General features: G+C 47.2%; 28 protein-coding genes. All 28 read right to left on the bottom strand.

The window, feature by feature from the left end; all coding sequences use genetic code 11:
- Positions 1 to 64 precede the first annotated feature (64 nt).
- A complete protein-coding gene (locus KI362_RS08060; protein WP_301626236.1) occupies positions 65 to 661 on the bottom strand; it encodes a hypothetical protein in 597 nt (198 codons plus the stop codon).
- Positions 658 to 1,302 carry a hypothetical protein gene (locus tag KI362_RS08055; RefSeq protein WP_301626235.1) on the bottom strand — a complete coding sequence of 215 codons (645 nt, stop codon included), beginning with the start codon at positions 1,300 to 1,302 and terminating at the stop codon, positions 658 to 660. Before KI362_RS08055 ends, KI362_RS08060 begins: the two co-directional genes overlap by 4 nt.
- A gap of 45 nt (positions 1,303 to 1,347) precedes the next feature.
- On the bottom strand, positions 1,348 to 1,671 hold the full coding sequence (locus KI362_RS08050) for a hypothetical protein (RefSeq protein WP_301626234.1): 324 nt from the start codon (positions 1,669 to 1,671) through the stop codon (positions 1,348 to 1,350).
- A gap of 32 nt (positions 1,672 to 1,703) precedes the next feature.
- Positions 1,704 to 3,113: a DUF342 domain-containing protein gene (locus KI362_RS08045; RefSeq protein ID WP_044478378.1), complete on the bottom strand. Its 1,410-nt coding sequence runs from the start codon at positions 3,111 to 3,113 to the stop codon at positions 1,704 to 1,706.
- Positions 3,114 to 3,156: 43 nt separating this feature from the next.
- The gene (locus KI362_RS08040; protein WP_301626232.1) at positions 3,157 to 3,945 is read right to left on the bottom strand and encodes a FliA/WhiG family RNA polymerase sigma factor; all 789 of its coding nucleotides are present in this window, start codon (positions 3,943 to 3,945) and stop codon (positions 3,157 to 3,159) included.
- Between the two features lie 15 nt (positions 3,946 to 3,960).
- Positions 3,961 to 4,380, bottom strand: a complete 420-nt coding sequence (locus tag KI362_RS08035; protein ID WP_301626230.1) for a hypothetical protein — start codon at positions 4,378 to 4,380, stop codon at positions 3,961 to 3,963.
- Positions 4,381 to 4,382: 2 nt separating this feature from the next.
- Positions 4,383 to 4,880: a chemotaxis protein CheD gene (locus KI362_RS08030; protein WP_044478373.1), complete on the bottom strand. Its 498-nt coding sequence runs from the start codon at positions 4,878 to 4,880 to the stop codon at positions 4,383 to 4,385.
- Complete coding sequence (locus tag KI362_RS08025; RefSeq protein ID WP_301626228.1) at positions 4,873 to 5,499, bottom strand: chemotaxis protein CheC; 627 nt, start codon at positions 5,497 to 5,499, stop codon at positions 4,873 to 4,875. The genes KI362_RS08030 and KI362_RS08025 overlap by 8 nt, the downstream gene beginning before the upstream one ends.
- A gap of 3 nt (positions 5,500 to 5,502) precedes the next feature.
- Positions 5,503 to 5,964, bottom strand: coding sequence for a chemotaxis protein CheW (locus KI362_RS08020; protein ID WP_044478370.1), 462 nt, complete (start codon positions 5,962 to 5,964; stop codon positions 5,503 to 5,505).
- 46 nt (positions 5,965 to 6,010) lie between these two features.
- Positions 6,011 to 8,077, bottom strand: a complete 2,067-nt coding sequence (locus KI362_RS08015) for a chemotaxis protein CheA (RefSeq protein WP_301626226.1) — start codon at positions 8,075 to 8,077, stop codon at positions 6,011 to 6,013.
- Positions 8,078 to 8,106: 29 nt separating this feature from the next.
- Entirely contained in the window at positions 8,107 to 9,510 is a 1,404-nt protein-coding gene (locus tag KI362_RS08010) for a protein-glutamate methylesterase/protein-glutamine glutaminase (RefSeq protein ID WP_301626224.1), read from the bottom strand.
- A 27-nt stretch (positions 9,511 to 9,537) separates the two neighbouring features.
- Positions 9,538 to 10,428, bottom strand: a complete 891-nt coding sequence (locus KI362_RS08005) for a MinD/ParA family protein (RefSeq protein ID WP_301626222.1) — start codon at positions 10,426 to 10,428, stop codon at positions 9,538 to 9,540.
- Entirely contained in the window at positions 10,425 to 11,792 is a 1,368-nt protein-coding gene (gene flhF / locus KI362_RS08000; protein ID WP_301626220.1) for a flagellar biosynthesis protein FlhF, read from the bottom strand. Before flhF ends, KI362_RS08005 begins: the two co-directional genes overlap by 4 nt.
- Entirely contained in the window at positions 11,789 to 13,825 is a 2,037-nt protein-coding gene (gene flhA, locus KI362_RS07995) for a flagellar biosynthesis protein FlhA (protein ID WP_301626218.1), read from the bottom strand. Before flhA ends, flhF begins: the two co-directional genes overlap by 4 nt.
- A gap of 22 nt (positions 13,826 to 13,847) precedes the next feature.
- Positions 13,848 to 14,906: a flagellar biosynthesis protein FlhB gene (gene flhB, locus KI362_RS07990; protein ID WP_044479878.1), complete on the bottom strand. Its 1,059-nt coding sequence runs from the start codon at positions 14,904 to 14,906 to the stop codon at positions 13,848 to 13,850.
- 46 nt (positions 14,907 to 14,952) lie between these two features.
- Positions 14,953 to 15,747: a flagellar biosynthetic protein FliR gene (gene fliR, locus KI362_RS07985; protein ID WP_301626215.1), complete on the bottom strand. Its 795-nt coding sequence runs from the start codon at positions 15,745 to 15,747 to the stop codon at positions 14,953 to 14,955.
- Positions 15,748 to 15,756: 9 nt separating this feature from the next.
- Complete coding sequence (gene fliQ / locus KI362_RS07980; RefSeq protein WP_044478363.1) at positions 15,757 to 16,026, bottom strand: flagellar biosynthesis protein FliQ; 270 nt, start codon at positions 16,024 to 16,026, stop codon at positions 15,757 to 15,759.
- Positions 16,027 to 16,062: 36 nt separating this feature from the next.
- Positions 16,063 to 16,827: a flagellar type III secretion system pore protein FliP gene (gene fliP, locus KI362_RS07975; RefSeq protein ID WP_044478362.1), complete on the bottom strand. Its 765-nt coding sequence runs from the start codon at positions 16,825 to 16,827 to the stop codon at positions 16,063 to 16,065.
- On the bottom strand, positions 16,824 to 17,366 hold the full coding sequence (locus tag KI362_RS07970) for a flagellar biosynthetic protein FliO (protein ID WP_049894849.1): 543 nt from the start codon (positions 17,364 to 17,366) through the stop codon (positions 16,824 to 16,826). The genes fliP and KI362_RS07970 overlap by 4 nt, the downstream gene beginning before the upstream one ends.
- Positions 17,367 to 17,374: 8 nt before the next feature.
- Positions 17,375 to 17,740 carry a response regulator gene (locus KI362_RS07965; RefSeq protein WP_044478361.1) on the bottom strand — a complete coding sequence of 122 codons (366 nt, stop codon included), beginning with the start codon at positions 17,738 to 17,740 and terminating at the stop codon, positions 17,375 to 17,377.
- Between the two features lie 26 nt (positions 17,741 to 17,766).
- Positions 17,767 to 18,999, bottom strand: coding sequence for a flagellar motor switch phosphatase FliY (gene fliY / locus KI362_RS07960; protein WP_301626213.1), 1,233 nt, complete (start codon positions 18,997 to 18,999; stop codon positions 17,767 to 17,769).
- Positions 18,989 to 19,987: a flagellar motor switch protein FliM gene (gene fliM, locus KI362_RS07955; RefSeq protein ID WP_044478359.1), complete on the bottom strand. Its 999-nt coding sequence runs from the start codon at positions 19,985 to 19,987 to the stop codon at positions 18,989 to 18,991. Before fliM ends, fliY begins: the two co-directional genes overlap by 11 nt.
- A gap of 41 nt (positions 19,988 to 20,028) precedes the next feature.
- Complete coding sequence (locus KI362_RS07950) at positions 20,029 to 20,502, bottom strand: flagellar basal body-associated FliL family protein (protein WP_044478358.1); 474 nt, start codon at positions 20,500 to 20,502, stop codon at positions 20,029 to 20,031.
- A complete protein-coding gene (locus KI362_RS07945) occupies positions 20,499 to 20,723 on the bottom strand; it encodes a flagellar FlbD family protein (RefSeq protein ID WP_044478357.1) in 225 nt (74 codons plus the stop codon). The genes KI362_RS07950 and KI362_RS07945 overlap by 4 nt, the downstream gene beginning before the upstream one ends.
- Positions 20,724 to 20,781: 58 nt before the next feature.
- A complete protein-coding gene (gene flgG, locus KI362_RS07940) occupies positions 20,782 to 21,603 on the bottom strand; it encodes a flagellar basal body rod protein FlgG (protein WP_044478356.1) in 822 nt (273 codons plus the stop codon).
- Between the two features lie 90 nt (positions 21,604 to 21,693).
- Positions 21,694 to 22,089, bottom strand: a complete 396-nt coding sequence (locus tag KI362_RS07935; protein ID WP_301626211.1) for a TIGR02530 family flagellar biosynthesis protein — start codon at positions 22,087 to 22,089, stop codon at positions 21,694 to 21,696.
- Positions 22,090 to 22,094: 5 nt separating this feature from the next.
- Positions 22,095 to 22,604, bottom strand: a complete 510-nt coding sequence (locus KI362_RS07930; RefSeq protein WP_301626210.1) for a flagellar hook assembly protein FlgD — start codon at positions 22,602 to 22,604, stop codon at positions 22,095 to 22,097.
- 16 nt (positions 22,605 to 22,620) lie between these two features.
- Positions 22,621 to 24,036, bottom strand: coding sequence for a flagellar hook-length control protein FliK (locus tag KI362_RS07925; RefSeq protein ID WP_301626209.1), 1,416 nt, complete (start codon positions 24,034 to 24,036; stop codon positions 22,621 to 22,623).
- Positions 24,037 to 24,057: the final 21 nt, after the last annotated feature.

Raw genomic sequence — 24,057 nt, 5'->3', positions numbered from 1 at the left:
AAATCATGTTGCTTAGCAGACAGAGAAGCCCCTGGAATCAGGGGCTTCTCTATTAATTCGTGCTTCAATTGGATGCTTTAGAAGGCGACAGTTTCTTGATAATAGAGGCATAATCCTCGCCGGCAAGGAACTGATAGGTCCCTGCCCGCACCGTATAATTAATCTTCCGGGCAGTTGCCTGCTTTAGAAACTCCTCCTTATCACTGATGACCCCAGCCTGTAGCAGTCCGTCAGCAACCCCGGAAAGTGTCATGCCGCCAGCAATTTTGTATTCAATATAAGAGCCTTGATTAGCCAAATCCTCCATGAAACCGGATTCCTCACTGCTCGTCCCATCGTTCTCATCGTCTGCCGACGGCGGCAACGGAGACTTCGGAGACTCCGGAGAGTCCGGCGAGTCTGGAGCTCCGACGGATGGTGTGTCTCCCTCCGGTTCAAGCTCCGAGCCTAGCCGCTCTTGAGCGTTCCATTCTTCTTTGGTCATCAGCTCTTCATGCTCCCCGACTACCTTCAGATCTAAAAGCGCTGCCGCGCGCTCAACCTCTTCACGAGTCTGAGCCTTGCTGAAACTGCCTTGACCCAGCAGCATAAGCTGAAGAAGAAGCGCACCGGCAATAAGCCCTACACCCAAGCCAAGCATAAAGCTGCGGTTACGGATCATTGCGAGTCCTCCTTCTTGGCAAGCTGAAGAATGAGCTGCACTTCGCCCCGCTGAATTCCGACAGCCTTTGCGATCATATCCAATGACTTTCCTTGAGCATACAGCTCGAACAATTCTGCATATCGCTCACGCACAGTTGGATTATTGCTCTCTTGCGGCTCTTCCTCAATAACAGTCTCTTCAATGATTTCTAGCACAGGAGCAGCTTCGGAAAACACGGCGCCAATAGCCGTAGAAGGATCAGTTAGAGCGCTGCCAGCCGATTCGGACTGGAAAGAGGGATTTCCCTCTACGTTCTTCATTGGTACTGAATTAACGCTTAGCTCCAGTTCTCCGAGCTTTACTCCATTTTCCCGGGAAGCCAGTTCAACCTCGCTGAGACGTTGGCGAAGCTCTACAAGCTGTTCCTGCTGTGACAGTTGCTTCGCCGCAAAGTCCTGCTTCATTTGGGATACGAGATCAATCAATTCATTATTTTCCTTTTCAATTTCCGCCATATACTGTTCCAGGGTAGCTTCGACTTCTTCGTATCCGCTTCGTCCAGGCTTGGCCGAATCAATTCGTGCAGGAAGCATGAACGCATACAGGAGTGCTGCTGCGCCCAACAGAACGATATAGAACCAGGGTTCTCCAAATGACAATACGATCCTCACCTTTGATGTATTAGTATATGTAGTAAAACGACGTTACAACGAGAAGTCAATGTGCTTTCCCTTAAACGGATGAACAGCTGGACGATCCTTATTCTGTTCTTCCTCTTGTTCTTCGGCATGGGCATGGGCTTGACCTTGATGTTGCCCTGACTGCTGGCCCTCTCTCTTGACTGTCGTATTCTGTGCACTCTCATCAACTCCAGCGCTGCGTTGCCGCTGATGTTCCTGCAGTTTTAATTGTTCAACCGATAACATATTCTGCTCGACGGCCGGACGATGCTGTGCATCCTGTTGAATCCGGCCTGCTTCACCGGTTCTCGGAACTGCTATTTGCATCTCAACAGCTTTCAGGTTCATTAAATCACCTCATCGATTAAGCTATTCAGCAATCAGACATAGGACGACATCTCAATGTCCCCTTCGCTAAAGTAAAAGGACATTCTTGAAATTGGCTCTTTAATATATTTGGTATATCTTCCGATAACAATTTTCGAGCCGCCGTAGATCATTTTGAGGACCTCAACCCGAGCCCGTCCTGTATCTTCAAGAGCTTTTTCTATCGCCAGAATCCGTTCCTTAATTTCACCTATTTCCAATATTTGCGACTTCTTGGTTAATCCAAGCTTAGAACGCATTTCTACCTTATCCGGAGTCAGACGTCCCATTGAGGCAAGCTGGTCCAGCATTGCAAGCGCCTTCTCACTTTTGTCTAAATTCAGCATAGTATCTTTTAACTGGTTGCGCAGGTCATTCAACTCATTTCGAAGCTCAGGCAGTACGCCAACTTCAATCGCTGTCGTTGTAGACATCGGATTACCGATAATTCGTGCCGTGACTTTTTCACCCGCTTGAATGTTCCCTCCGACGATCAGTCCCTTTGTTCCGCTGCAAATAACATCTCGGGAAGCTCTGATGGTGGAATGCATAATACTTTGTGTAACGATCACATCTTCACCAGCAATAACATTTCCGTCCTGGATAAAGGAACTCTTAACGGTCTTACCCGCCTTGACCAGCCCTTTGTTATAGCCGATTATGCCCCCTGTAATTTCAATTGATCCCTCGGAATAAAGCTCTGCTCCCTCCACGCCGCCTACAACACGAATATCCCCGGAAGCGTTGACTTTAAACCCCGTCAAGACATTTCCGCGGATGACAACCGTACCTACAAAGTCAATGTTTCCTGTACTATAATCCACATTGCCATTTACTTCATATACCGGAAAAACGTTGAGCTTACCTTTATCGGTCAAAGTCACCAGACCGTCTATTGCTGCATATACTGCGGTCTGTTCCGGATTGAGCACCACATTTTTGCCAAGCTTCAAAAGTGCTGCTTTGCCAGGCTTGTGAGCAATGGGTTCTCCTGTAACCGCTTGCCCCGGTCTGCCTGGAGAAGGAGGCAGCAATTCTGCAATCAATTGCCCGCGTCGGACATTGTTCAATCGGTTGACCTCTTTAAAATCAACAATCCCATCGTCATTCTCAGTAGGTCGATGTTGCTGCTCATCCTCAAGCGAAACGGAATAACGGATTCGACCGTTCTCTCCATCTTGCGGCTCTTCGCCGATTGCAATAGGTGTCTTGCTGTAAAAGTACTCCCTCGGATTCTGAACAAAACGTCTCAAGATATCTTCCTGAATCCCGTATTTAACACCCTGTGACTGTAAAAAGCTACGAAAGGCTTCAGCTGTGCAGGTGAAATGTTCATCCTTCACAATAAACTGCAGATAAGCGATAGTCCGGTCATCGTTCACTGTAATACTAATAATTTGAGCAAGGTCCTCCAACATATCCATGAAGTATTCCTCCCTCCGCCAGAATGGTCAAATATAGAAGCTTTTAATCTTCCCTCATCAGCAGGTCCCTCTGCTTATCCAAATTGCCTCTAAGTCTTAGAATCGCTTTGGAATGCAGCTGGGAAATACGCGAAGGGGATAAGGCCATCACTTCTGCAATTTCACTAAGTGACAGGTCCTCATAGTACAATAAAGATATCACTGTACGTTCCTTTTCTGTCAGCTTTTCAATTCCTTTGGCGAGCGATTCCTTTAAAAAGAACTCCTGAACCTTATAATCAGGGTTTTTCGCTTTTTCGTCAACAAGTAAAGTTAAACGGGTCTCTGATTCCTCCTCACGAATCGGATCCTCCAGGGAACAGATGGTCATGACCGCTACTTCTTGAAGCATGGATTGGAACTCTTTTTCACTTATATTTAGATAATCACTTATTTCCGCATCGGTGACAGATCGAAGATATTGCTGCTCCAATTGCTGATAACCCTCTTCGATCTTCTTGGCTTTCTCTCTTACGGAACGGGGAACCCAATCCCCTTGGCGCAGCCCGTCCAAAATCGCCCCGCGAACTCTCCAGGAAGCATAGGTTTCAAATTGAAGTCCGCGTTTGTAGTCAAACTTCTCCACGGCATCAATAAGCCCCATAACTCCATTACTTGCAAGATCATCCTTGGATACGTTTTTGGGCAGACCTACGGCCAGACGTCCTGAAACATAGTCAACAATATGCAAGTACTTCTCGATCAGTTGTTTCTTCGCCTCTAATTCACCGTGCTCCTTCCATTGCTCCCAGACATCGGCGTAATTCAGAGTGGATGTCTTCCGCTCGTTCAATTGCCTTCACCCTCCTTATTCTTCTGTCAGGTGACGAACGACCTTAGCCAGCTCTTCAGGATCTTTGTCGTCAATTTTTGTTAATTTCGGCGGGTTCAATGGGGCGAATTCCGTACTCTGGGATGGAGAACCCACAGGCTGCTTCAGCAGATCATTTAGTTCATCGCTCTGATCAGGTGTAGTCAGGTCCAGATTGCCGCCTTTCCCCTGTGCCTGCAAAATTGCGGAGATAACTTCATCATCTTCTTTTGCTTCCTGCTCTTTCAGAAACTCAAACACCCATCCTCCGATAAAGCAGAGCAAAAACCAGACTGCAAATGCAGTCAGTCCCCGGACAAGGCTGGTCGTAAACATGTTGTTTCCCGCGGACACGGCGTATGTGATTAGAAAACCGATAAAGCCGAACAGCAAATAAATCTTTAGTTTACCTGTCATAGCTACAATTCCTTTATCCCCATTTGTACACTGCGTATGAACAATATGCCGGTCACACAATCGAGCTCAATCGTACGACCGTAGTTGCCCCCGGTGTCCTCCGCAATCAGAGGAATTCCTAGTTCAGACAGCGCCAGCTTGCAAGACTCCACATTCCTAGGACCGATTCGCATCGAATCTCCGGATCCCGAAAAGGCAAACATTTGAGAGCCGCCCGCCATCTTTGCGACAAGGCGACTGGTCACTACTCCCAACTCATTCATTCTCCGAACCAATTCAGGAACGGCAGTATCTGCATATTTGGCAATATTCAGCGCCCCTTCTCTCGCAATCTCTGAGGATGGAAGCATTACATGGGCTAATCCTGCCACTTTAAGCTTAGGGTCGAACAATGTTACCCCGACACACGATCCCAGCCCAGTGGTACGGATCAAGCCTTCCGTATGAGCGACGTTAAGATCGGCCATCCCAACCTTAACAATCAGATGTTCGTCAATCATCCTGCAAAGGTACTCCTAAGGCGGCAAAGATCTTAGCAAAGGACTCGGGGTCTGGAATCAAGAAAAACTGTCCTTCTACCTCGTGTTGACCTTCAATAAAAGTCGTGTCAATCAATAACGCTGAATCGCCCATTTCTCCAAACTGCAGCAGTCCATAACCAAGAATAGCTCCCGCCATATCAAGCGCTAGCGCAGGAACGGTTGGCGTCATAGCGAGCGATGTGAAATCGGCCAGTGAAGAAATATAAGATCCGGCCAGTATATTGCCAATCTCTGAAAGTGCGGACCATTCCATTTCCGAAAACTGATCTTCATCCTCGACTTGTATTCCAGCCAGACGGTGCAGCAGCTTCTTGGCTGCCTCCGGGCTAAGAATAAAAAACAGATTTCCCGGCGTGTCCCCTTCCACTCGAAAGAAGACCGCCAAAACGACCTTCTCCGCTCCCCCAACTCGTTCCGCAATGGCTTCGAAGGGAAGCATCTGGACCTTGGGAACAGCCATATCAATCGGTTTATCCAGAAGTCTTGAAAGGGCGGTTGCCGCATTGCCTGCACCGATATTGCCGACTTCCTTCAGCACATCCATTTTAAACTCTTCAAAGTTCTTAAATAAATCCACAGGTTAGCCCTCTAAGCTTTCCAGTTGAATAATCTCATTCCGGTTCAGCACTTCCGAAAGATTAAGCATGACGAGGAGGCGTTCCTCCGAAATTCGCGCGACACCATGAAGATATTTAGCCTTGACTCCACCTACAACATCCGGCGGAGAATCGATTGAATCACTATCAAGATCAATTACATCATTCGCTGAATCCACAATAAAGCCGACTTCCATTTCATTGGCTACAACAATAATAATTCGGGTCTGATCTGTGTATTCAGCCTCCGGAAGGCCAAATCTCCCCCGCAGGTCGATCACTGGAATGACGACGCCTCGCAGATTGATAACGCCCTTCACGAAGGAAAATGTCTTGGGAACCCGGGTAATCGGCATCATTCGTTCAATGGTTTGGACCCTGTCCACTTCAATTCCGTACTCTTCTGTTCCAAGCTTGAATACGATTACTTTCATTTCTTCTCCCATGAGAAAAACCTCCTTCATTTTGCATGGCTATGTGAATCAAATTCCCCTACTTAATAAACGCGTTCGGATCGATAATTAACGCGACCTGCCCATCTCCTAAAATCGTTGCCCCTGCCACCCCTTGAATGGAAGGGAGGTACTTGCCCAGATTCTTGATGACAATCTCGCTCTGACCGATAAAATCCTCAACAGTAAGTGCAGCCAGCCGATCGCCTTTATGGACGACCACGATCTCTGTTTCTTCCTCAGCACGTTCATCAAATCCAGGCACACTGAACAACTCGCTGAGTGACATCAGAGGAATATGTGTATCTCTGTACGGAATCATGGTATATCCATGAACCTTACGAATCTGGTTGCGTTGAATCAGACCAGTCTCCACAATAGAGGACAATGGAATTGCATATTTCTCGATCCCCACCTTAATCAGCATCGCCGAGATGATCGATAAGGTCAGCGGCAGCTGAACGGAGAACTTGGTACCTTGACCAAGCTTTGATTCTACGGATACGACACCGCTAAGCGATTCAATCTTCGACTTAACGACATCCAGGCCCACACCTCGGCCCGAAATATCGGAAATGATCTCTGCAGTACTGAAGCCTGGTGCAAAGAGCAGCATGTATACTTGCTCATCAGTCATGCCGGCCGCTTCACTTTCTTTGACCACACCATTTTTCAACGCTTTCTGCAATATCTTGTCGCGGTCAATTCCCTTTCCATCATCTTCAATTTCAATGAATACATGATTGCCGCTATGGAAAGCTCTCAGCTTAATGGTGCCGGTCTCCGGCTTGCCCGCAGCAACCCGCTCATCGATATGCTCAACCCCGTGATCGACGGCATTGCGAAGCAAATGTACCAGCGGATCGCCGATTTCATCAATGACCGTCCGGTCAAGCTCGGTTTCAGCGCCTGTAATGATAAGATCGATTTTCTTATCCAGAGATTTCGCAAGATCGCGTACCATCCGCGGGAATCTGTTGAATACGGAATCAACCTGAACCATTCGCAGCTTCAGTACAATATTCTGCAAATCGCTGCTGACCCGGCTCATATGCTCAACCGTCTCGGTCAGATCGCTTCGCTTTACTTCATACGCCAGCTGCTCCAATCTCGAACGGTCAATAAGCAGTTCACTAAACAAGTTCATCAGTACATCCAAGCGGTCAATGTCCACTCGAATCGTACGCGAAGGAGTGCTGCTTGCTGCAGGGCGAGCGGTTTCCTTTGTCTGCTTTTGCTCTTTTTGATTTGCTGAAGATGTCACAGCCGATTCTGTCTTTTTCTCAGCCAGAGCCGGCGCACTAGTTGCTGCCGCCTCACTCACTCCGCTGTTAAGCTCTGTGAGTGATTCGTGGTCGAGCAAGACGACTTCTGCTGACTCAATCTCAGACAGGTTCAAGATCAGGCTCTTCAGCTCGGCCGCTTCCTTCTGAGTTATGTAATACAAGGAGAAGCTGCGATCGAATTTTTCTTGCTCGATTTCCTGCACACTAGGATATGACTTTACGACTTCACCATAACGTTCCAGCAAATCGAATACGAGATAAGCCCGAGCAGCTTTAAGCTGGCAGTCCTTGCGAATAGCCACTTCAATGTAAAGAACTTTATGGCCTTCTGTAATAGATTGATCTAATACGGAAAATTGGAATTCATCCAATTGAATTGCCGAACCGTTAAACGAGGACGCTTCTTTCTCTTCGGGCTTTGGTTGCTTGCCCCCCGGCTGTTCACCACGGACAATCGCCTGAAGCGAAGACACGATCGAGCTGACATCCGCTTTACCTTCTCCGCCCTGAGTAATATCCTGTACCATTAATTGAAGCGCGTCCAGACTTTGAAACAGGGTATCAAAGATAAACTCCTGCATTTTCAGCTTCTCATTGCGAACCAGATCAAGCACATTTTCCATTTGATGCGTCAACGAGGACAAATCCTCGAATCCCATGGTTGCCGCCATACCCTTCAACGTATGGGCTGATCTGAAGATCACCTGTACAATTCCTAGATCATCAGGACGATTCTCCAGCTCTAGCATATTTTCATTTAATGATTGCAAATGATCATTTGACTCATCGATAAACATGGATAAATATTGGTTCATGTCCATGGTGAGGCACCTCCTTCAAGAGATTCCGTTTATTTCACAACTTGTATAAGTCTTTTTCCAATTTCATGCAGCGGAAGCACTTCAGTAACGCAGCCCAACTCCACCGCCGATCTTGGCATTCCGTAGACAACGCAGGTCTCTTCACTTTCCGCAATGGTTGAGGTTACCCCGGTGTCATACAATTGCTTCATCACTTTTGCTCCATCACTGCCCATCCCCGTTAGAAGTACAATATGGCGTTTTAGCATTCGAAGAGGCAGCAAGGATTCGTACATCACATCAACCGAAGGTCTATGGCCATTGCGCGGTGCCTCATTCGAAAGAGTGAGCTTCAGACTTCCGTCACCAGCAGCAGTCACATTCATGTGATAACCCCCGGGAGCAATGTACACTTCTCCTGCCTGTAGAACCATTCCATCCTCCGCTTCAACCACATTCAACTTCGTTAAGGTGTTTAATCGCTGAGCAAGTGATTTTGTAAAATTCGGGGGCATATGCTGAACGATGATCACCGGCGCTGGAAATGCTTCCGGCAATTGTTCAAGAACAGCCCTCAAAGCTTTAGGTCCGCCGGTAGAAGTACCGATAGCGACCAGATCCGTATAGCCTGTACGAATTTTCGGCTCAACCGGAGCAACCCTGTGCGAAACAGCAGGTTTTTCTACCGACACTGTCCGTTCCGGAAGTTTTGCTCGAGTCCCTGGCTGCTTGCCAGCTGCAGATGCCAAATCAGATCCTGCCTGACTTTCACGGGATTTTTTAACAGGCCCTGCTGTAGGCAGGTTATCCGCCTTCTTCCGGGGAAGACCGGAAGCACGCCGATCAGGAAGCTCCTTGCTTTTGACAGGCGCAGCGGCCTTGGCAGGCATACTCCGTAAATCGTCTGTTTTCTTCAAAGAATCAGGGACAGCCTTAGCCGGGTCGAAACGGGCCTTATCCAGACTACTTGCATCCGGTTTTTTCGGGGGCGGCGCAAGACGCTCTGTTGTCTTGTCTGCAAGTGCAGCTTGTCTTGCCGCTCTTCTCTCAACAGCATTCATAGCAGCCTGCAGTTGCTCTCTCAACTGCTGCCCTACCTGCTTTATATCATGTGAACTGGTAGATGCAGACGGCTTGCGGATAAAATCAAATGCGCCAAGCTCAAGCGCCATAATCGTCTCCCGCATCCCCTGCTCATTAATTCCCGAGAGCATAATGACAGGCAATGGATGCTGCTGCATGATCAGGCCCAAAGCTTCAAGTCCGTTCATTTCAGGCATTTCAACATCCATCGTTACCAAATCCGGCTTTTGAGCTCCAATCAGATCGATGGCTTCCCGTCCGTTTTTCGCGGTTCCAATCACTTTAAAACCCGGCTCATGCTCGATCAGATCAGAGATAATCCTCCTCATAAAGGCCGAATCGTCAACAACAATCACCTTATAAGGCATCATTGTTCCACTCCATTTCTTTATTCAGAATCATTTCGCAAGTCTTAGCCATTTGTGCATAAATCCTCTGATTCCTGACAAAGTATCCTTTGAGTGTTTTGGTGGAACGTTCAAGAATTTCATAGCCAGGCTCTGAATATCTTTGGCGGCAACGCATCCGGGATACGCAGCAGAAAAGGGAATCTGCCTCTTGACTGCTTGCATGACATGCGAGTCATCACTCATATGCCCAAGAGTGGGTATCTCCATCTTCAAAAATTGTTGTGCAACAAGCGAAATTTTCTCAGCAACCTGCCGCGCTTCCGCTTCATCTGTCACGCGATTAATGACCAGCCGGAAGGATACGTCTTCTTCCTGGCCACGAACCACTTTGATTAATGCATAAGCATCCGTAATGGAAGTTGGCTCTGGAGTGGTGACAACCAGACACTCGTCCGCAGCAGTGATAAACTTGAGGGTTTCCTTAGATAGACCAGCACCTGTATCAAAAATAATAAAGTCCATCTCTCCAGCGATGCGCTCTATTTGAGCTGTGAAAAAATTCAAATCAGATTCGGATAAAGTAAATAAATCCGCCATCCCGGAACCACCGGCAATAAAGGGAAGTCCGTTGGTTCCTAACTCTACAATTTCCTGAATATTACGTTCACCTTTTAACAAATGGTACAAGCTGTACCTTGGTCTGACCCCCATTAGAACATCGATATTGGCCATTCCGATATCAGCATCAAAGACGAGCACCTTACAACCCAATGACTTCAATGCCAGTGCAAAATTCAAGGTAAAGTTGGATTTTCCCACGCCTCCTTTCCCGCTGGTAACCGTAATGATTCGAGCTGAAGCTGGCTTGCCAGGGGGCGCTCCCTCTGTGCCGGTTCGCCTTGATACTAGTTGTCTAAGCGCCTGTGCCTGATCGTTCATGATGATTCAGCCCCAAGAATCATATCAAGCATCAGCTCATGAGTTACTGGAAGAAGATCATCCGGTACGTTTTGTCCGTTGGCGATATAAGATGCCTTGAGCGGATACCGTTGAAGTAAATTGTACATCGGCCCGACACTTGCCGTTTCATCCAATTTTGTAAAGATCACTTTATCCAGCCCGTATTTGCTGAAGTGCTCCGTAATTTTAATCATATCCTGCGACTTGGATGTCAGGCTGAGTACGAGATAGGTTTCGCTCTGCTTCTCATAATTAAGAAGGCTGTGAAGCTCGGCGACATGCAGCTCGTTCAAGTAATTTCTTCCTGCTGTATCCATCAGAATCAGATCGCAATCCGATAAGCGCTGCAACGCCCGCTGCACATCTCCCGGTGATTGGACCACCTCAAGCGGAACATTCAATATGGAAGAGTAAGTGCGAAGCTGCTCAATCGCTGATATCCGGTAGGTGTCAGCTGTAATAAAGCCAACTTTCTTACGAGCCCGAAAAATTTGATCGGCGGCAAGCTTAGCAATCGTCGTTGTCTTTCCTACTCCAGTCGGACCTGCAATGTATACTATTTTTGTATCGCTTCGAATCCCATCCCCGATTCTATCCCCCAAGAAGGAACTCACCGTTTTACGAAGTACAGTCCTTAATTGCTCATCATTGGCCGTCTTCCCGGAATCAAGCCAATCCTGATAGGCGGACTCAATCCAATTATCAATCAACTCCTCATCCAGGTCCTGCTCGATCAGTAGATTACGAGTCCGATGCAACAACTCAGGCATCTCGCGGCTTCGATTCTGTTGCTTGGCTAATTGCCCGATCCATAGCTTCATTTCTCGGAATTCATCCAGTAACCGTTCCTCTGCTGCAGCACGCTTGCCATCTTCCGCTCTGCCTCCTACGAGAGGCGCCGCAGGCGTATGCTGAGTGACAATCTTCGTCGGCTGTCTCTCCAGATCTTGGCTCTTAACCGAAGCAGCGGCAGCAAGAACCTCTTCTCTATCCGCATCCAGAGAGGATGAAGCTGGAGCCGGGTTCTTCAACGCTTCAGAAGCAGCGGCAGCAAACATTTGCGCTGATTTGCGGTAGGCATCCGGAACAGCGGGCCGGATAACAGGTGCAGATGACGGGGGCTTCATTCCCGAAGCCCTGCTGCCCAAGCTGGCTTTAGAAGCATTCTTCTCATTTTCCTCCGAGGCTGCAATGACTTCGATCTTTCGCTTGCTGAACATTCCTAAAAAACCGCCGACCTTTAAATCCTTAGTGCTAAGAATGACAGCATCTGCACCCAGCTCGCTGCGAATTTTTTCCATGGCGTCCGGCATCGTGTCGACGATATAGCGTTTTACTCTCATAGATTCACCACTCCGACACTTTGAATTTCAACTGTTGGCTCAAGCTCGCTGTAGGATAGAACCGGAATATCCTGCATGCTGCGCTCGATGACCTGACGCAAATACATTCGGATCGTTGGAGAGGTCAGCACGATTGGCTGCTGCCCCGATTGAAGCAGACGGTTAATTTGCTCCGACAGCTTTTGGAATAGAGTCTGTGTAGATACAGGATCCAGAGCCAAATAGCTGCCTTGCTCGGTCTGCTGCACACTTTCGGAAATTTTCTTTTCCAGAGAAGGCCCTACGGTAATTACCCGCATTGTCTCTCCTTGTTGCGTAAACTGCTGGGTGATTTGTCTCGACAGTGCTTGTCTCACGTATTCCGTTAATACGTCAGGATCTTTGGTATAGGATCCGTAATCAGCCAATGTCTCGAAAATTGTAACCATATCTCGAATCGAGATTTTTTCCCGAAGCAGCTTGGCAAGCACCTTCTGAACATCGCCCACTGTAAGCACCGACGGTATCAGCTCATCAACTAGCACAGCATAGTTCTCTTTGAGATTGTCAATTAATGTCTTAGTCTCTTGACGTCCAAGCAGTTCATGGGCGTGCTTCTTAATTAATTCCGTCAAATGCGTTGCCACAACAGATGGGGGATCCACAACGGTGTATCCTGACAGTTCTGCACGATCCTTCGTAGCCTCATCTACCCATAACGCCGGCAAGCCAAACGCCGGTTCTTGAGTCTCAATACCCGAAATGGAATCGTCATCAAACCCAGGACTCATCGCCAAATAGTGATTAAGTAATAATTCACCGCCGCCAACGATATTTCCTTTAATTTTTATGACGTATTCGTTCGGTTTTAGTTGAATATTGTCGCGGATACGGATAACCGGAACAACAAGTCCCAATTCAAGAGCACACTGCCTCCGGATCATAATAATCCGGTCAAGCAAGTCCCCGCCTTGGCCAGTGTCCGCAAGCGGAATCAAACCATAGCCGAATTCAAATTCAATCGGATCAATATGCAGTAAATTGATTACACTTTCCGGACTGCGTACCTCCTCGATTTGTTGTTCCTCCTCTTGAACCTCTTGCTCTATCTGCTTTTTATCCAAATTCTTTTTCATACGAATTGCCGCAAAGACCAACAGACCTGCGAATGGCAGTGTCGTCCATGGACCAATCGGAGTGAACAATCCAAGTACAGTAATGGTTCCAGCTACTATGTAAAGCAGTTTAGGATATGAAAATAACTGACCTGTAATATCGTCTGCCAAATTACCTTCCGATGAGGCCCGCGTTACGATCAGGCCTGCAGCCGTTGAAATCAACAGCGCCGGAATCTGGCTTACCAACCCGTCACCAATCGTCAGGATGGAGTATGTAGAGAGCGCATCCGGAAAGGTCATCCCGTGAATCGTCATCCCGATGATGAAGCCGCCAATCAAATTGATCAACAGGATAACAATACTTGCAATAGCATCCCCTTTTACGAACTTGCTCGCACCGTCCATCGCGCCGTAGAAATCAGCCTCGCGCTCAATTTTGCTACGGCGCTCTTTTGCCTGTTGTTCATTGATTAAGCCTGCATTCAGGTCCGCATCAATACTCATTTGCTTGCCTGGCATCGCATCGAGCGTAAAGCGTGCTGCAACCTCTGCCACGCGCTCTGAACCCTTCGTAATGACAATGAACTGTACGACAATCAGAATAAGAAAGACAACAAAGCCAATGACCGGTTGGCCTCCTGAAATCCATGAGCCGAAAGTTGCAACAACATCACCGGCATTGGCCTGGCCCAAAATCAGTTTTGTTGTCGACAGGTTCAGTGCCACCCGAAATAATGTTGTAATCAGGAGCAATGCAGGGAAAATCGAAAACTGGAGCGCTTCTTTCGTATTCATTGCGACGAGCAAAATCATAAGTGCAATAGAAATGTTAAGTATTAACAGGACATCCAGCAGCCAGGTCGGGATCGGAACAATCATAATCAGAACGATGCCGATTATGCCAACCAGGATGAACACATCTTTAAATCTCTTCACCGTTTCTCCTCCGATCCCTTAACTATCTCACTTTTCCTTGAAGCTTATATACATAGGCCAGCACTTCGGCGACTGCCTGGAACAAATCTCCGGGAATACTATCCCCAATCTCCGTTCTCTGGAATAACGCCCTGGCCAGCGGCTTGTTTTCAATAGTAATAACGCCATGCTCCTTCGCAATCTCCTTAATCCGGAGAGCAACAAAGTCCTGCCCTTTTGCCACGACTTGAGGAGCGTCCATTTCAGAACCGTCATATTTCAGTGCAATGGCAAAGTGGGTCGGGTTCGTAATAATGACATCCGCTTTGGGAACTTCCTGCATCATTCTTTGCAGCGCCATTCTGCGCTGTCTTTCACGAATTTTCCCTTTGATGAGCGGGTCACCTTCAATTTTTTTATACTCATCCTTAATATCCTGCTTCGACATCTTCAGATTTTTCTCATGCTCGTACCTCTGGTATAAGAAGTCCAACACCGCCAGCACCAAAAGTGCCGCAGCAATTTTAATACCAAGGTTCATAGTAATATCAGCGGTGAAATAAAAAGCCTCCTCTACGGAAATGCGGCTTAAGCCAGCTAGCTGGTCCTTCTCTCCCCATAACGTTGAATAAACGAGGTATCCAATGATGATAAGCTTCATAATAGATTTGAAAAATTCCATCAGAGAGCGCATTGAAAAAATCCGCTTCATGCCTTTAATGGGATCAAGCTTGCTGAATTTGGGTTTCAGCAACTCCCCCGTAAACAAAAAGCCTGCCTGGACATAGTTGGCAACAATCGCCATTACAAATATAGTCAAAAATAACGGGGCAAGCAGCAATAAGATTTGAATTCCATATTCACCGAACATCATCATGACATTTTCTGAAGTTACATCCATCGTAAGGCGATTCAAGAAAATATCACTGTATAGAGAGATCAGTCTTTCCTTGAGGTAGCTGCCGAACATGAGGAGACTTAAAAATCCGCTAATCAATACGACAGCTCCCGGAATCTCCTGGCTTTTGGCGATTTGTCCCTTTTTTCTAGCATCCTGTCGTTTCTTCGGGGTCGCTTTCTCGGTTTTCTCTCCGGCGAACATTTGCAAATCAAGCTTATACCGATACGTCACGAACAATCCTCCCGACCTATGACGGTTGATATCCAAGGATGCCGAACAAATTATGAAGCGCACGGAACATCACTTCGAATAAATGCTCAAAAGCATAAATAAAACCGGAAACCAACAACATCAGCATGGCAAGGCCCACAATAATCTTCAAAGGGATGCCGATAACAAATACATTGAATTGAGGAGCTGTACGGGCCAGAAATCCTAGAGCAACATCCGTCAGAAAAAGAGCTGCAACAAGCGGAGCAGCCATCTGGAAAGCAAGAACAAAGGACTGTCCAAATGCGCTAACCAGGAACTCCGTCACATTTCCGGAGGCCATCCTCAGAAACACATCATTGTTTAATGGGATCCAGTTATAGCTGCGGATAACCGCATCAAGCAAATAGTGATGACCATTGATACTAAAAAAAATCAAAGTAGCAAAAATATACTTGAAATTACCGATTACCGGCGCTGAGGTCCCTGTCATCGGATCAATCACATTAGCGATCCCGAAGCCGATTTGAATATCGATGAAAGAACCTGCCGTTTGTATAACCGCAAATATCAGGAAGGCTGCAAAGCCTATTAACAATCCGATCAAGACCTCGCGCAGGATCAAGAGAATATACTCCAAATCCGCTGGCACAGGCTGATTTACCCCCTGGATCAATAAGATGAATAAAGAAATGATCCCGGAAATACCGATCTTAAAGGATGCCGGCACGCTTCGCGATGAAAAGACAGGAGCAACAACAAAAAATGCTGTCATTCGACAAAAGATAAGCATAAAGACTGAGATTCCCTGAACAATCAGCTCTGTTATCATATAATCAGCCTATCCGATATAGTTGGCCAGGTTATTTAAAATGCCATAAGTAAAATCAACCAGCGTGGATAAAATCCAAGGTCCGAACATCAGCAAAGCAATCAGTACAGCAATAATCTTTGGGACAAAGGCAAGCGTCTGCTCCTGAATCTGCGTTGTAGCCTGAAAGATACTGATGATCAAGCCCACAACCAATGCGATTACCAGCATCGGGGCACTCGCCTTCAATACGGTATAAACGGCTTGTCCGGCCAATGCAATAACAAATTCCGAACTCATCACCGTCATCCCCTTTAATAATATGATCTCAAATATTTACGTGATAAAGCTTGCCAACAATGACTTCACAACCAGATACCAGCCGTCCACCAGAACAAACAGTAGAATCTTAAACGGTAATGAGATCATTACCGGCGGCAGCATCATCATCCCCATGGACATAAGCACACTCGCAACTACAATATCGATGATCAAAAAGGGAATAAAAATCATAAACCCCATTTGAAAAGCCGTTTTAAGCTCACTGATTGCATAAGCGGGAACCATAACCGTTAACGGAATATCTTCGTAGCTCTCAGGCTTTTCCGTCTTGGTATAGCTCATAAACAACTGCAGGTCTTTAGGGCGCGTATGGGAATACATAAACTTCTTCATCGGAACCGCCGCTTTGTCCAAAGCCTCTGTCTGCGAAATTTCGCCCTTAATATAAGGTTGCAGAGCAACTTCATTAACAGTTGATAATGTAGGACTCATGACAAATAACGTTAAGAACAAAGCCAGACCAATTAATACTTGGTTCGGAGGCATGGATTGCGTTCCAAGCGAACTCCGCACAAAACCCAGTACGATCACAATCCGGGTAAAGCTTGTCATAAGCACCAGAATAGCCGGCGCTACACTCAATACTGTAATGATCAGGATCAAGGACAGGGAGCTCGTTCCCGCCTCGGAGCCCGATCCGCCGCCAATTGAGATATCTATCCCCGGAATAGGGTCTACTGGGGCAGCCGATGCAGTAGCTGCAACGAAAACACTCCATAATGCAAAAAGCAGAGTAATAGCAAGGCTCTTTTTCTTCATGAATCCCTCAACCGATCTGTAGATTGTTGTTCCTCATCCTTCAGCAGCGCCTCCATCTGAGACTTGCGGTTAGGCATTTTTTGCAACTGAGAGTGAAATACCTCGTGAAAGGCCGTTTCATCAAGCTCTTCCGACTCTGAAGCAGGCTCCTTGCGGATACGGGATACGAGACTACTGAAAAACGTGGATAGTCCCGCAAACTCGCTCCCTTCCCTCTCAAAAGCCTGCTGAACAGCCAATATCTCATCTGAATCGGTGATTTTATCAAGCAAGGTGATATTTTCACCCACGCCTACCAAATAGATTCTGTCACCGATCTCTACGACCTGAAGTGACTTGTTCTGCCCTACTCCAACCGCACCAAGGGTACGGATGGCCCCGCCTTGCGTCAGCATCCGGTTTCTCTTGCCCAAGAATTTGATTAGTAGAACTATCAAAGCGATGATTATAACAAGTGCGAAAATGACAGAAATCAGGTTGCCCCAAATATTCACATCACCGCTTGGATATACTGGTTCATCCTGCTGTAGAAGAAGCATAGCGTTCCCTACATTCCCAAGGTTTTGTTAATCGCTTCAATAACCCGGTCAGCCTGGAACGGCTTCACAATGAAATCTTTCGCACCTGCTTGAATCGCATCAATAACCATAGCTTGTTGGCCCATCGCAGAGCACATAATGACTCTGGCATTTGCGTCCATGTTCTTAATTTCCTTCAATGCTGCAATTCCATCCATCTCTGGCATCGTAATATCCATTGTAACTAGATCCGGACGCAATTCTTTAAACTTCTCCACTGCTTGCGCACCATCTTGTGCTTCACCAACAACTTCAAATCCGTTTTTTGTCAAAATATCACGGATCATCATTCTCATAAATGCTGCATCGTCCACGATAAGAATTCGGTTAGCCATTGATTAAAAATCCTCCCTAAGAATCTCTATTGTAATTTTTGAATGCGGTCCCATTGGCTCACTATATCTGTAACTCGAACACCAAAGTTCTCATCGATAACGACAACCTCACCCTTAGCGATCAACTTATTGTTTACCAATATGTCAACCGGCTCCCCGGCCAGCTTGTCCAATTCGATAATCGAACCTTGGGACAATTCCAGAATATCTTTGATCTGCTTTTGGGTCCTTCCTAATTCTACGGTGACTTTGAGGGGAATGTCCATCAATAAGTTTAAATTATTTGCGTCAGTTTGACCGAAAGCCGGATTCCCCAAATTCGCAAACTGAACAGGCTGTACATTAATCCCGCGCCCACCGCCATTTCCATAATGCTGAGGCTCATTATATGGCCGTTCCTGCGGGGGATAATAGTATCCCGGCTGCTGCATTTGCGGCTGATAAGGCTGCTGATGCGGCGGTTGCTGATAAGCCTGCTGCTGCGTGGACTCATTAGGTGACTGGAAGGTCGGCGCAGGCGCCTCGTAGACCGAAGCTGCCGCAGCTGCCTCTTCCGCCGCACTCTGTGGCTGGCTGTCCGCTGAACCGCCGATCAAACTGTCCACCATTTCTTTTGCGAATTTCACCGTTAATAGCTGCATAATCGTGGAATCGATGAGTTCCCCAATCGTCAAGCGGAATGATATTTTAATCAACGTCTCATCAGGCGGGAGACTGTTCGCGCCCGAGCCATCGGACATGTCAAGAATATCGATTCCGGGTGGAGAAATGTTTACAAACCGATTGAAAATTGTAGACATGGAGGTTGCCGACGATCCCATCATTTGGTTCATCGCTTCTTGAACCGCACTGATATGAATCTCGTTAAGCTCTTCCTCTGCAGGATTTCCTTCCCCGCCGAGCATCAAATCCGCAATCACCTGAGCATCACGTGTCTTGATGACCAAGGAGTTGACTCCTTCAAACCCGTCTACATACTGAACATGAATGGCTACATGCGGTTTAGGAAACTCCGTCTCGAATTGACCACGGGTAATAATAGAAACTTTAGGAGTAGTAATGTCTACCTTTTTATTCAACAGCGTGGACAACGCTGTGGCCGCGCTTCCGAAGGTGATGTTGCCAATCTCCCCCAAAGCATCTTGTTCAAGCGGCGTAAGATAATCTGATACCGTCTTTTCAGCAGGTGCAGGATCGGACATGGACTGCTTGAGCAACGCGTCGATCTCTTCCTGTGATAAATAATCTTTACTCGTCAAGTTCCTCAACTCCTTCGCTGACAATTTCATCAATTTGAACGGCAACCCTGTCTCTTGTCATCCCTGGACTTCCGATATATTTAAGCCGGTTCCCTACCCTGATGGCAAGACCATCTTCAACCTGCTTGTTCAGTGAAATCACATCGCCAATTTGCAGTCCCAGAAATTCCTTCACAGAGATCTGAGACTCGCCAAGCTCCGCAACAATCGGCAATTTAGCTCGATTGACACGATGCTGCAAGGCGTCGATTTCTTCGGGAGCGCGATTTTTTTTCTGGGATACAAACCAGTGGTGCACTGACAGTTTAGGCATAATCGGCTCGATGACGACATGAGGGATACAAAGATTGATCATCCCTGAGGTGTCCCCGATCTTTGTGCTCAGCGAAATCAGCGCAATCGTCTCATTCGGCGAGACAATCTGCATAAACTGAGGATTTGTCTCCAAGCCTTCCATCCGCGGATTAATATCGATAATCGTTTTCCAGGCTTCCTGCAGGCTTTCAAATGCTCTGCTGAATATCCGTTCCATAATAATGGTCTCGATTTCCGTTAAAGAGCCGATTTTGGAAGGGGCAGCCCCCACTCCCCCAAGAAGTCTGTCCAACATGGCAAACGCGACATTGGGATGTACCTCCAGTACCATTCTGCCTTCAAGAGGCTCAGCTTCAAAGATATTAAGAATGGTCATTTTCGGGATAGAGCGGATAAACTCATCATATGGAAGCTGTTCGACTTGCACTACATTGATCTGCACGAATGTCCGAAGCTGTGCCGAGAAATAAGTGGTGAGAAACCTGGCAAAGTTTTCATGGATTCGCGTCAGGCTTCGAATATGGTCCTTTGAGAAGCGGACCGCTCTCTTGAAATCATAAGATCTGATTTTTTTCTGCGTCTCTTCCTTCTTTAATTCCTCGGCATCCATTTCACCGGAGGAAAGTGCGGCCAAAAGCGCGTCAATCTCATTTTGTGATAATACATCTACCAAACAACTCACCTCCTTAGCAGAAATGGAATAGACCGATAGCTTTAAATTGTTGTCATGATGAAGTCATTAATATCGATCTGCACCACTCTTCCTTCCGGAAGTGATTGGTTGATCAGGTTCAGCAGCTTTGAGCTTAGATTGTCTTTGCCTACAGATCCGGTCAATTCTTCCGGCTTTGTGTCCGCAAGAGTCTTAATTATAATTGACTTTACTTTGAAATCCTTGATCTGATCAAAGGAAGCCTTGGAGCTCTCCTTGTCCAGCTGGAAGGCAAAATTGATAACTACAACATAATTCGGATCTGACAAATTTGTTTTGATCTGATCCATCGTTGCCGTTACCTTCACCAATTCTTCAGCTGGCAGCCTTGGAGGCGAACCTACCTCGGCAACCGAAGCACTTACTTCTGTTCCCGCTTCGGGACGTGTCATTTGGTTCATTAATAGAAAAGCGGCGAGTACAATCAGCGTGATGGCAAGTAAAATCGTAATTAGCCATGGCACCATTTTTTTCATGACAATTCCTCCGTTTGTTGCACTTTAATGGTTGCAGCGTGGATACCGATCTCGCTATAGTACTCCTTGACCATCGCTATAACCTCAGCTGCTTTTTCCAGAACGATGATACGCTTGCCGGTGATCAGCGTTACGTATGTATCCGGAGTCTCTTCGACTGTTTCGATCATAAGTGCATTAAGCCACATCGGCGAACCGTTCAACCTTGTTACAGAAATCAATGCTCTCCCTCCAATCGGGCCAGGGAAGGAAGCTTATCCCTCCCTGTCCCCGTTCATCCTATCGCTTCAGGTTAACGACTTCCTGAAGAACTTCATCTGAAGTAGTGATAATACGCGAATTTGCCTGGAAACCACGTTGAGCAACGATCATCTCTGTAAATTCACCTGTCAGGTCTACGTTGGACATTTCAAGCTGACCTGGCACGATTGCTCCTGTGCCATCTTCGATGCTGTTCGCTGCTGTAGTAATAAGCTCACCATCCGCATGGGCGTTAAGAGTCATTCGATATAGATTGCCTCCGATTTTCTCCAAGCCCTCTGGATTGGAGACCTTGCCCACACCGATTTGAGCTCCTTCTTCAGTTGTACCGTCACTCATCTTTTGGACAATGGTACCGTTGGCGGAGATTGAGAAAGCAGTCACCTCTTCATCAAGCGGCTCAAGAGGCTCCCCGTCAATGTCGCAAACAAGAAATCCATCCGAAGTAACCAGCTGTCTGGCGGCATCCAAGTGAAAGTCACCCGCACGGGTTAGAAAAGGATCTTCCTGATCGGGAGACAGCTTGACCAGGAAGAATCCGTCTCCGTCAATCCGCAAATCAAGCGGGTTATTTGTTGTCATTGCGCTACCCGCAGTATGGAGTGTATCAATGGATCCGATAGATACGCCAAGGCCGATTTGTCTAGCGTTAATACCGCCGCTCTCGCCATCTTCAGGTGCAGTTACACCGGATACTGTCTGGCTCATAATATCTTTAAACATAACGCGTCCAGCCTTAAAGCCAACAGTGTTCACGTTCGCGATGTTATTCCCGATTACATCCAGCTTGGTCTGAAAACCGCGCATCCCTGAAACGCCCGAATACATGGATCTAAGCATCTTGTAATTCCTCCCAAAATTAAATTTGAAGTTGAGGCCGCATCAGTCGATCCGCGTCCTCATTGGCTTCCGATACCGGGCCAGCCATAATCATGATGAGATGATGACGGCGCTATCGATTTGCGTGAATACATTGTCTTTCATGCTGCTCCCATCCATCGCAGTCACTACGGTTCGATTACTTACATTCACAATTAGCGCCATATCTTGAAGTAAAATAAGTGAGTCCTTAGCCCCCTTGGCAGCAGCTTGCTCAATCGCAGATTCAATTTTCTGGATCTGTTCAGGCTTCAGTTCAATCCCTCTCTGCTCTAAGCGCTTGACAGCATGATTACTGAAATGAAGCAGTTGGCTCTGAAGTACATCCTTAAATTCTACTGAGGGGGATGCTGCCTGGTTACCCGATCGCTTGGCTGCTGTAGATATGCCAATGCCAGGTTGTATCCTGCCCGGATACAGGGCACCGATACGAATCGGTTCGTTCATCTGTATCACTCCCCTTGATCGCTGCCGGAGAGATCGTCGACTGCGCCTTCTTCCTGGTCAGGTGCGTCTTCAACTCGCTGAATGTCCGAGATTTCGATTTCCTTGCTTCCAACCTTTACATAATGCACGCCGTCACGAACAATAATTGAATCCACCAGGCCGCTCTCATAGTTTGTAATAACTTCAGATTTCCCGGTAGATATATCGTAATTCCCTGTTTTTGTCTCTCCTTGCCAGCTCACAACTTTACCGATCAATCCCGAGTTATTACCAAGCGATTGACTCATTGCTGATAATTGAGAAGAAATGTTAACTAGCTGCTCCACCGATGTGAATTGCGCCATTTGTGCGATCATATCCTTGTTATCCATCGGCGATAAAGGATCCTGATTCTGCATCTGCGTGAGCATCAGCTTGAGAAACGAATCCTTCCCCAGTTCATTATCAGTCTTCGTAGAAGCATTTGTACTTGAATAGTTCGACCACAGAGGGACTCCATTAATATAAGAAGCCATATTTTACCTCCTTTCATTAGACTCGTGCGACAAAGGAACTGCCCAATCCGGCTTCACGTGTCCGAACCTCAGTCATCCACTCCGTCCATTCTTCATTCAAATCCTGTACGGCTAGAAAATCTTCTTCTCGAACTTCGTTGCGGTGTCTGTCGCTATGCTGTTGATTCAAGTTGGACGAACTTCCTTGTTGACGGCCATCCTGATACAAATGGGAGGAGAGGCCGGCATTTTGTGTTACTTCCAGCTTGTTCACCTGCAGCCCCTGAGTCTGAAGCGCAGAGCGCAGTTGGGCCATTTGGCCTTCGAGAGATTCCTTCGCAAATAGATGCTCGGTCACAAACTGGGCAACCATATGGCCATTTTGCATTGTGATCTTTACGTCCACTTGACCAAGGTGCTCAGGATAGAGGGAGATTCTTGCTTCGGAAACACCGCCAGCCTTTATAATCTCCAGCTTGTTCACGATGAACTTGCCGACCTCGTCACTGAACTTTTCCACAGGAACCTGGTTTGCAGGAATCTTCAATGCTGCCACTGGATGATCACGAAGTGCAAGCTGACCAGCGGTTACGATCGTTCCAGACTGAATCCAACCATCGGTTTCAGCCAGGGAACTATCGGCTGCAACCTGTTTGCTGCCGGCCGTCGGATCCGATTCTTTAGCTTGCTGCTGCACTACCTGGAGCGGTGCCGTGTCCGTGACATTCTTCAGAGGCTCCGCATCAAATCGCTGGTTGGCTGCTCCGGTGGTTTGAGGCTGCTTTGCATCCTGATTCGCTAATCCCAGCTGGCCGGCCAGCTTTCCTGCAAATTCACTGCCAGTAGTTTGGCTGCTGCGATTTGCTGAGGCTTTCTCCGCAGACAATCCCGCATTCGTCAAAATCGCTTGAAGGGACTCCAGAATCGATGTTGCTTGTCCTGAGGTCACATTTGTAAGCTCTGACTGATTTGCGCTGCTTTTTTGCGCAAGTTGCATCATTACGTCTTGTAGCGCAAAACGGATGGTTTGCGGCTGTTCCGCCAAAGTCAGCCATGCTTCATTAGAAGCATTCTGTTCTGCCTTTTGATTGGATGCATTATTAAGGAAAGAAATCGCACTTTGCAACCAGCCTTGAAGCATGTCCAATAGCTCCTGATTATAGGAAGACTCCTTGTCAGCTTGTTCCAGCTGTGCAACCAGTCCATCAAGCAATCCCGCCACATCGGCCTCGGCATTCCCCTCAGCATTCTCGGCTGAATTAGCCAGGGACAACAAGGTCAGCTGTGCTGCCAAGCCGCCATCTTGAGTTGCCGCTTCTCCGCCAATCATCGTTAATAACGCCAAACCGAAGGCAGAATCACTTCCTTGTGCGCCCGAGCTTTTGGTTGCCGAGCCGGTCCACAAGCCTCCTAGCGCGGAATTAGAAGATACATTCGATACAGATTGACTCATTTTTTTCACCTCCTTTCATAG

Origin of the sequence: Paenibacillus apis, assembly GCF_018333295.1 — a bacterium.
Lineage (GTDB): Bacteria > Bacillota > Bacilli > Paenibacillales > Paenibacillaceae > Fontibacillus > Fontibacillus antibioticophila.
The sequence above is the reverse complement of the archived record's forward strand: the minus strand, read 5'-3'. Positions and strand labels throughout refer to the sequence as shown.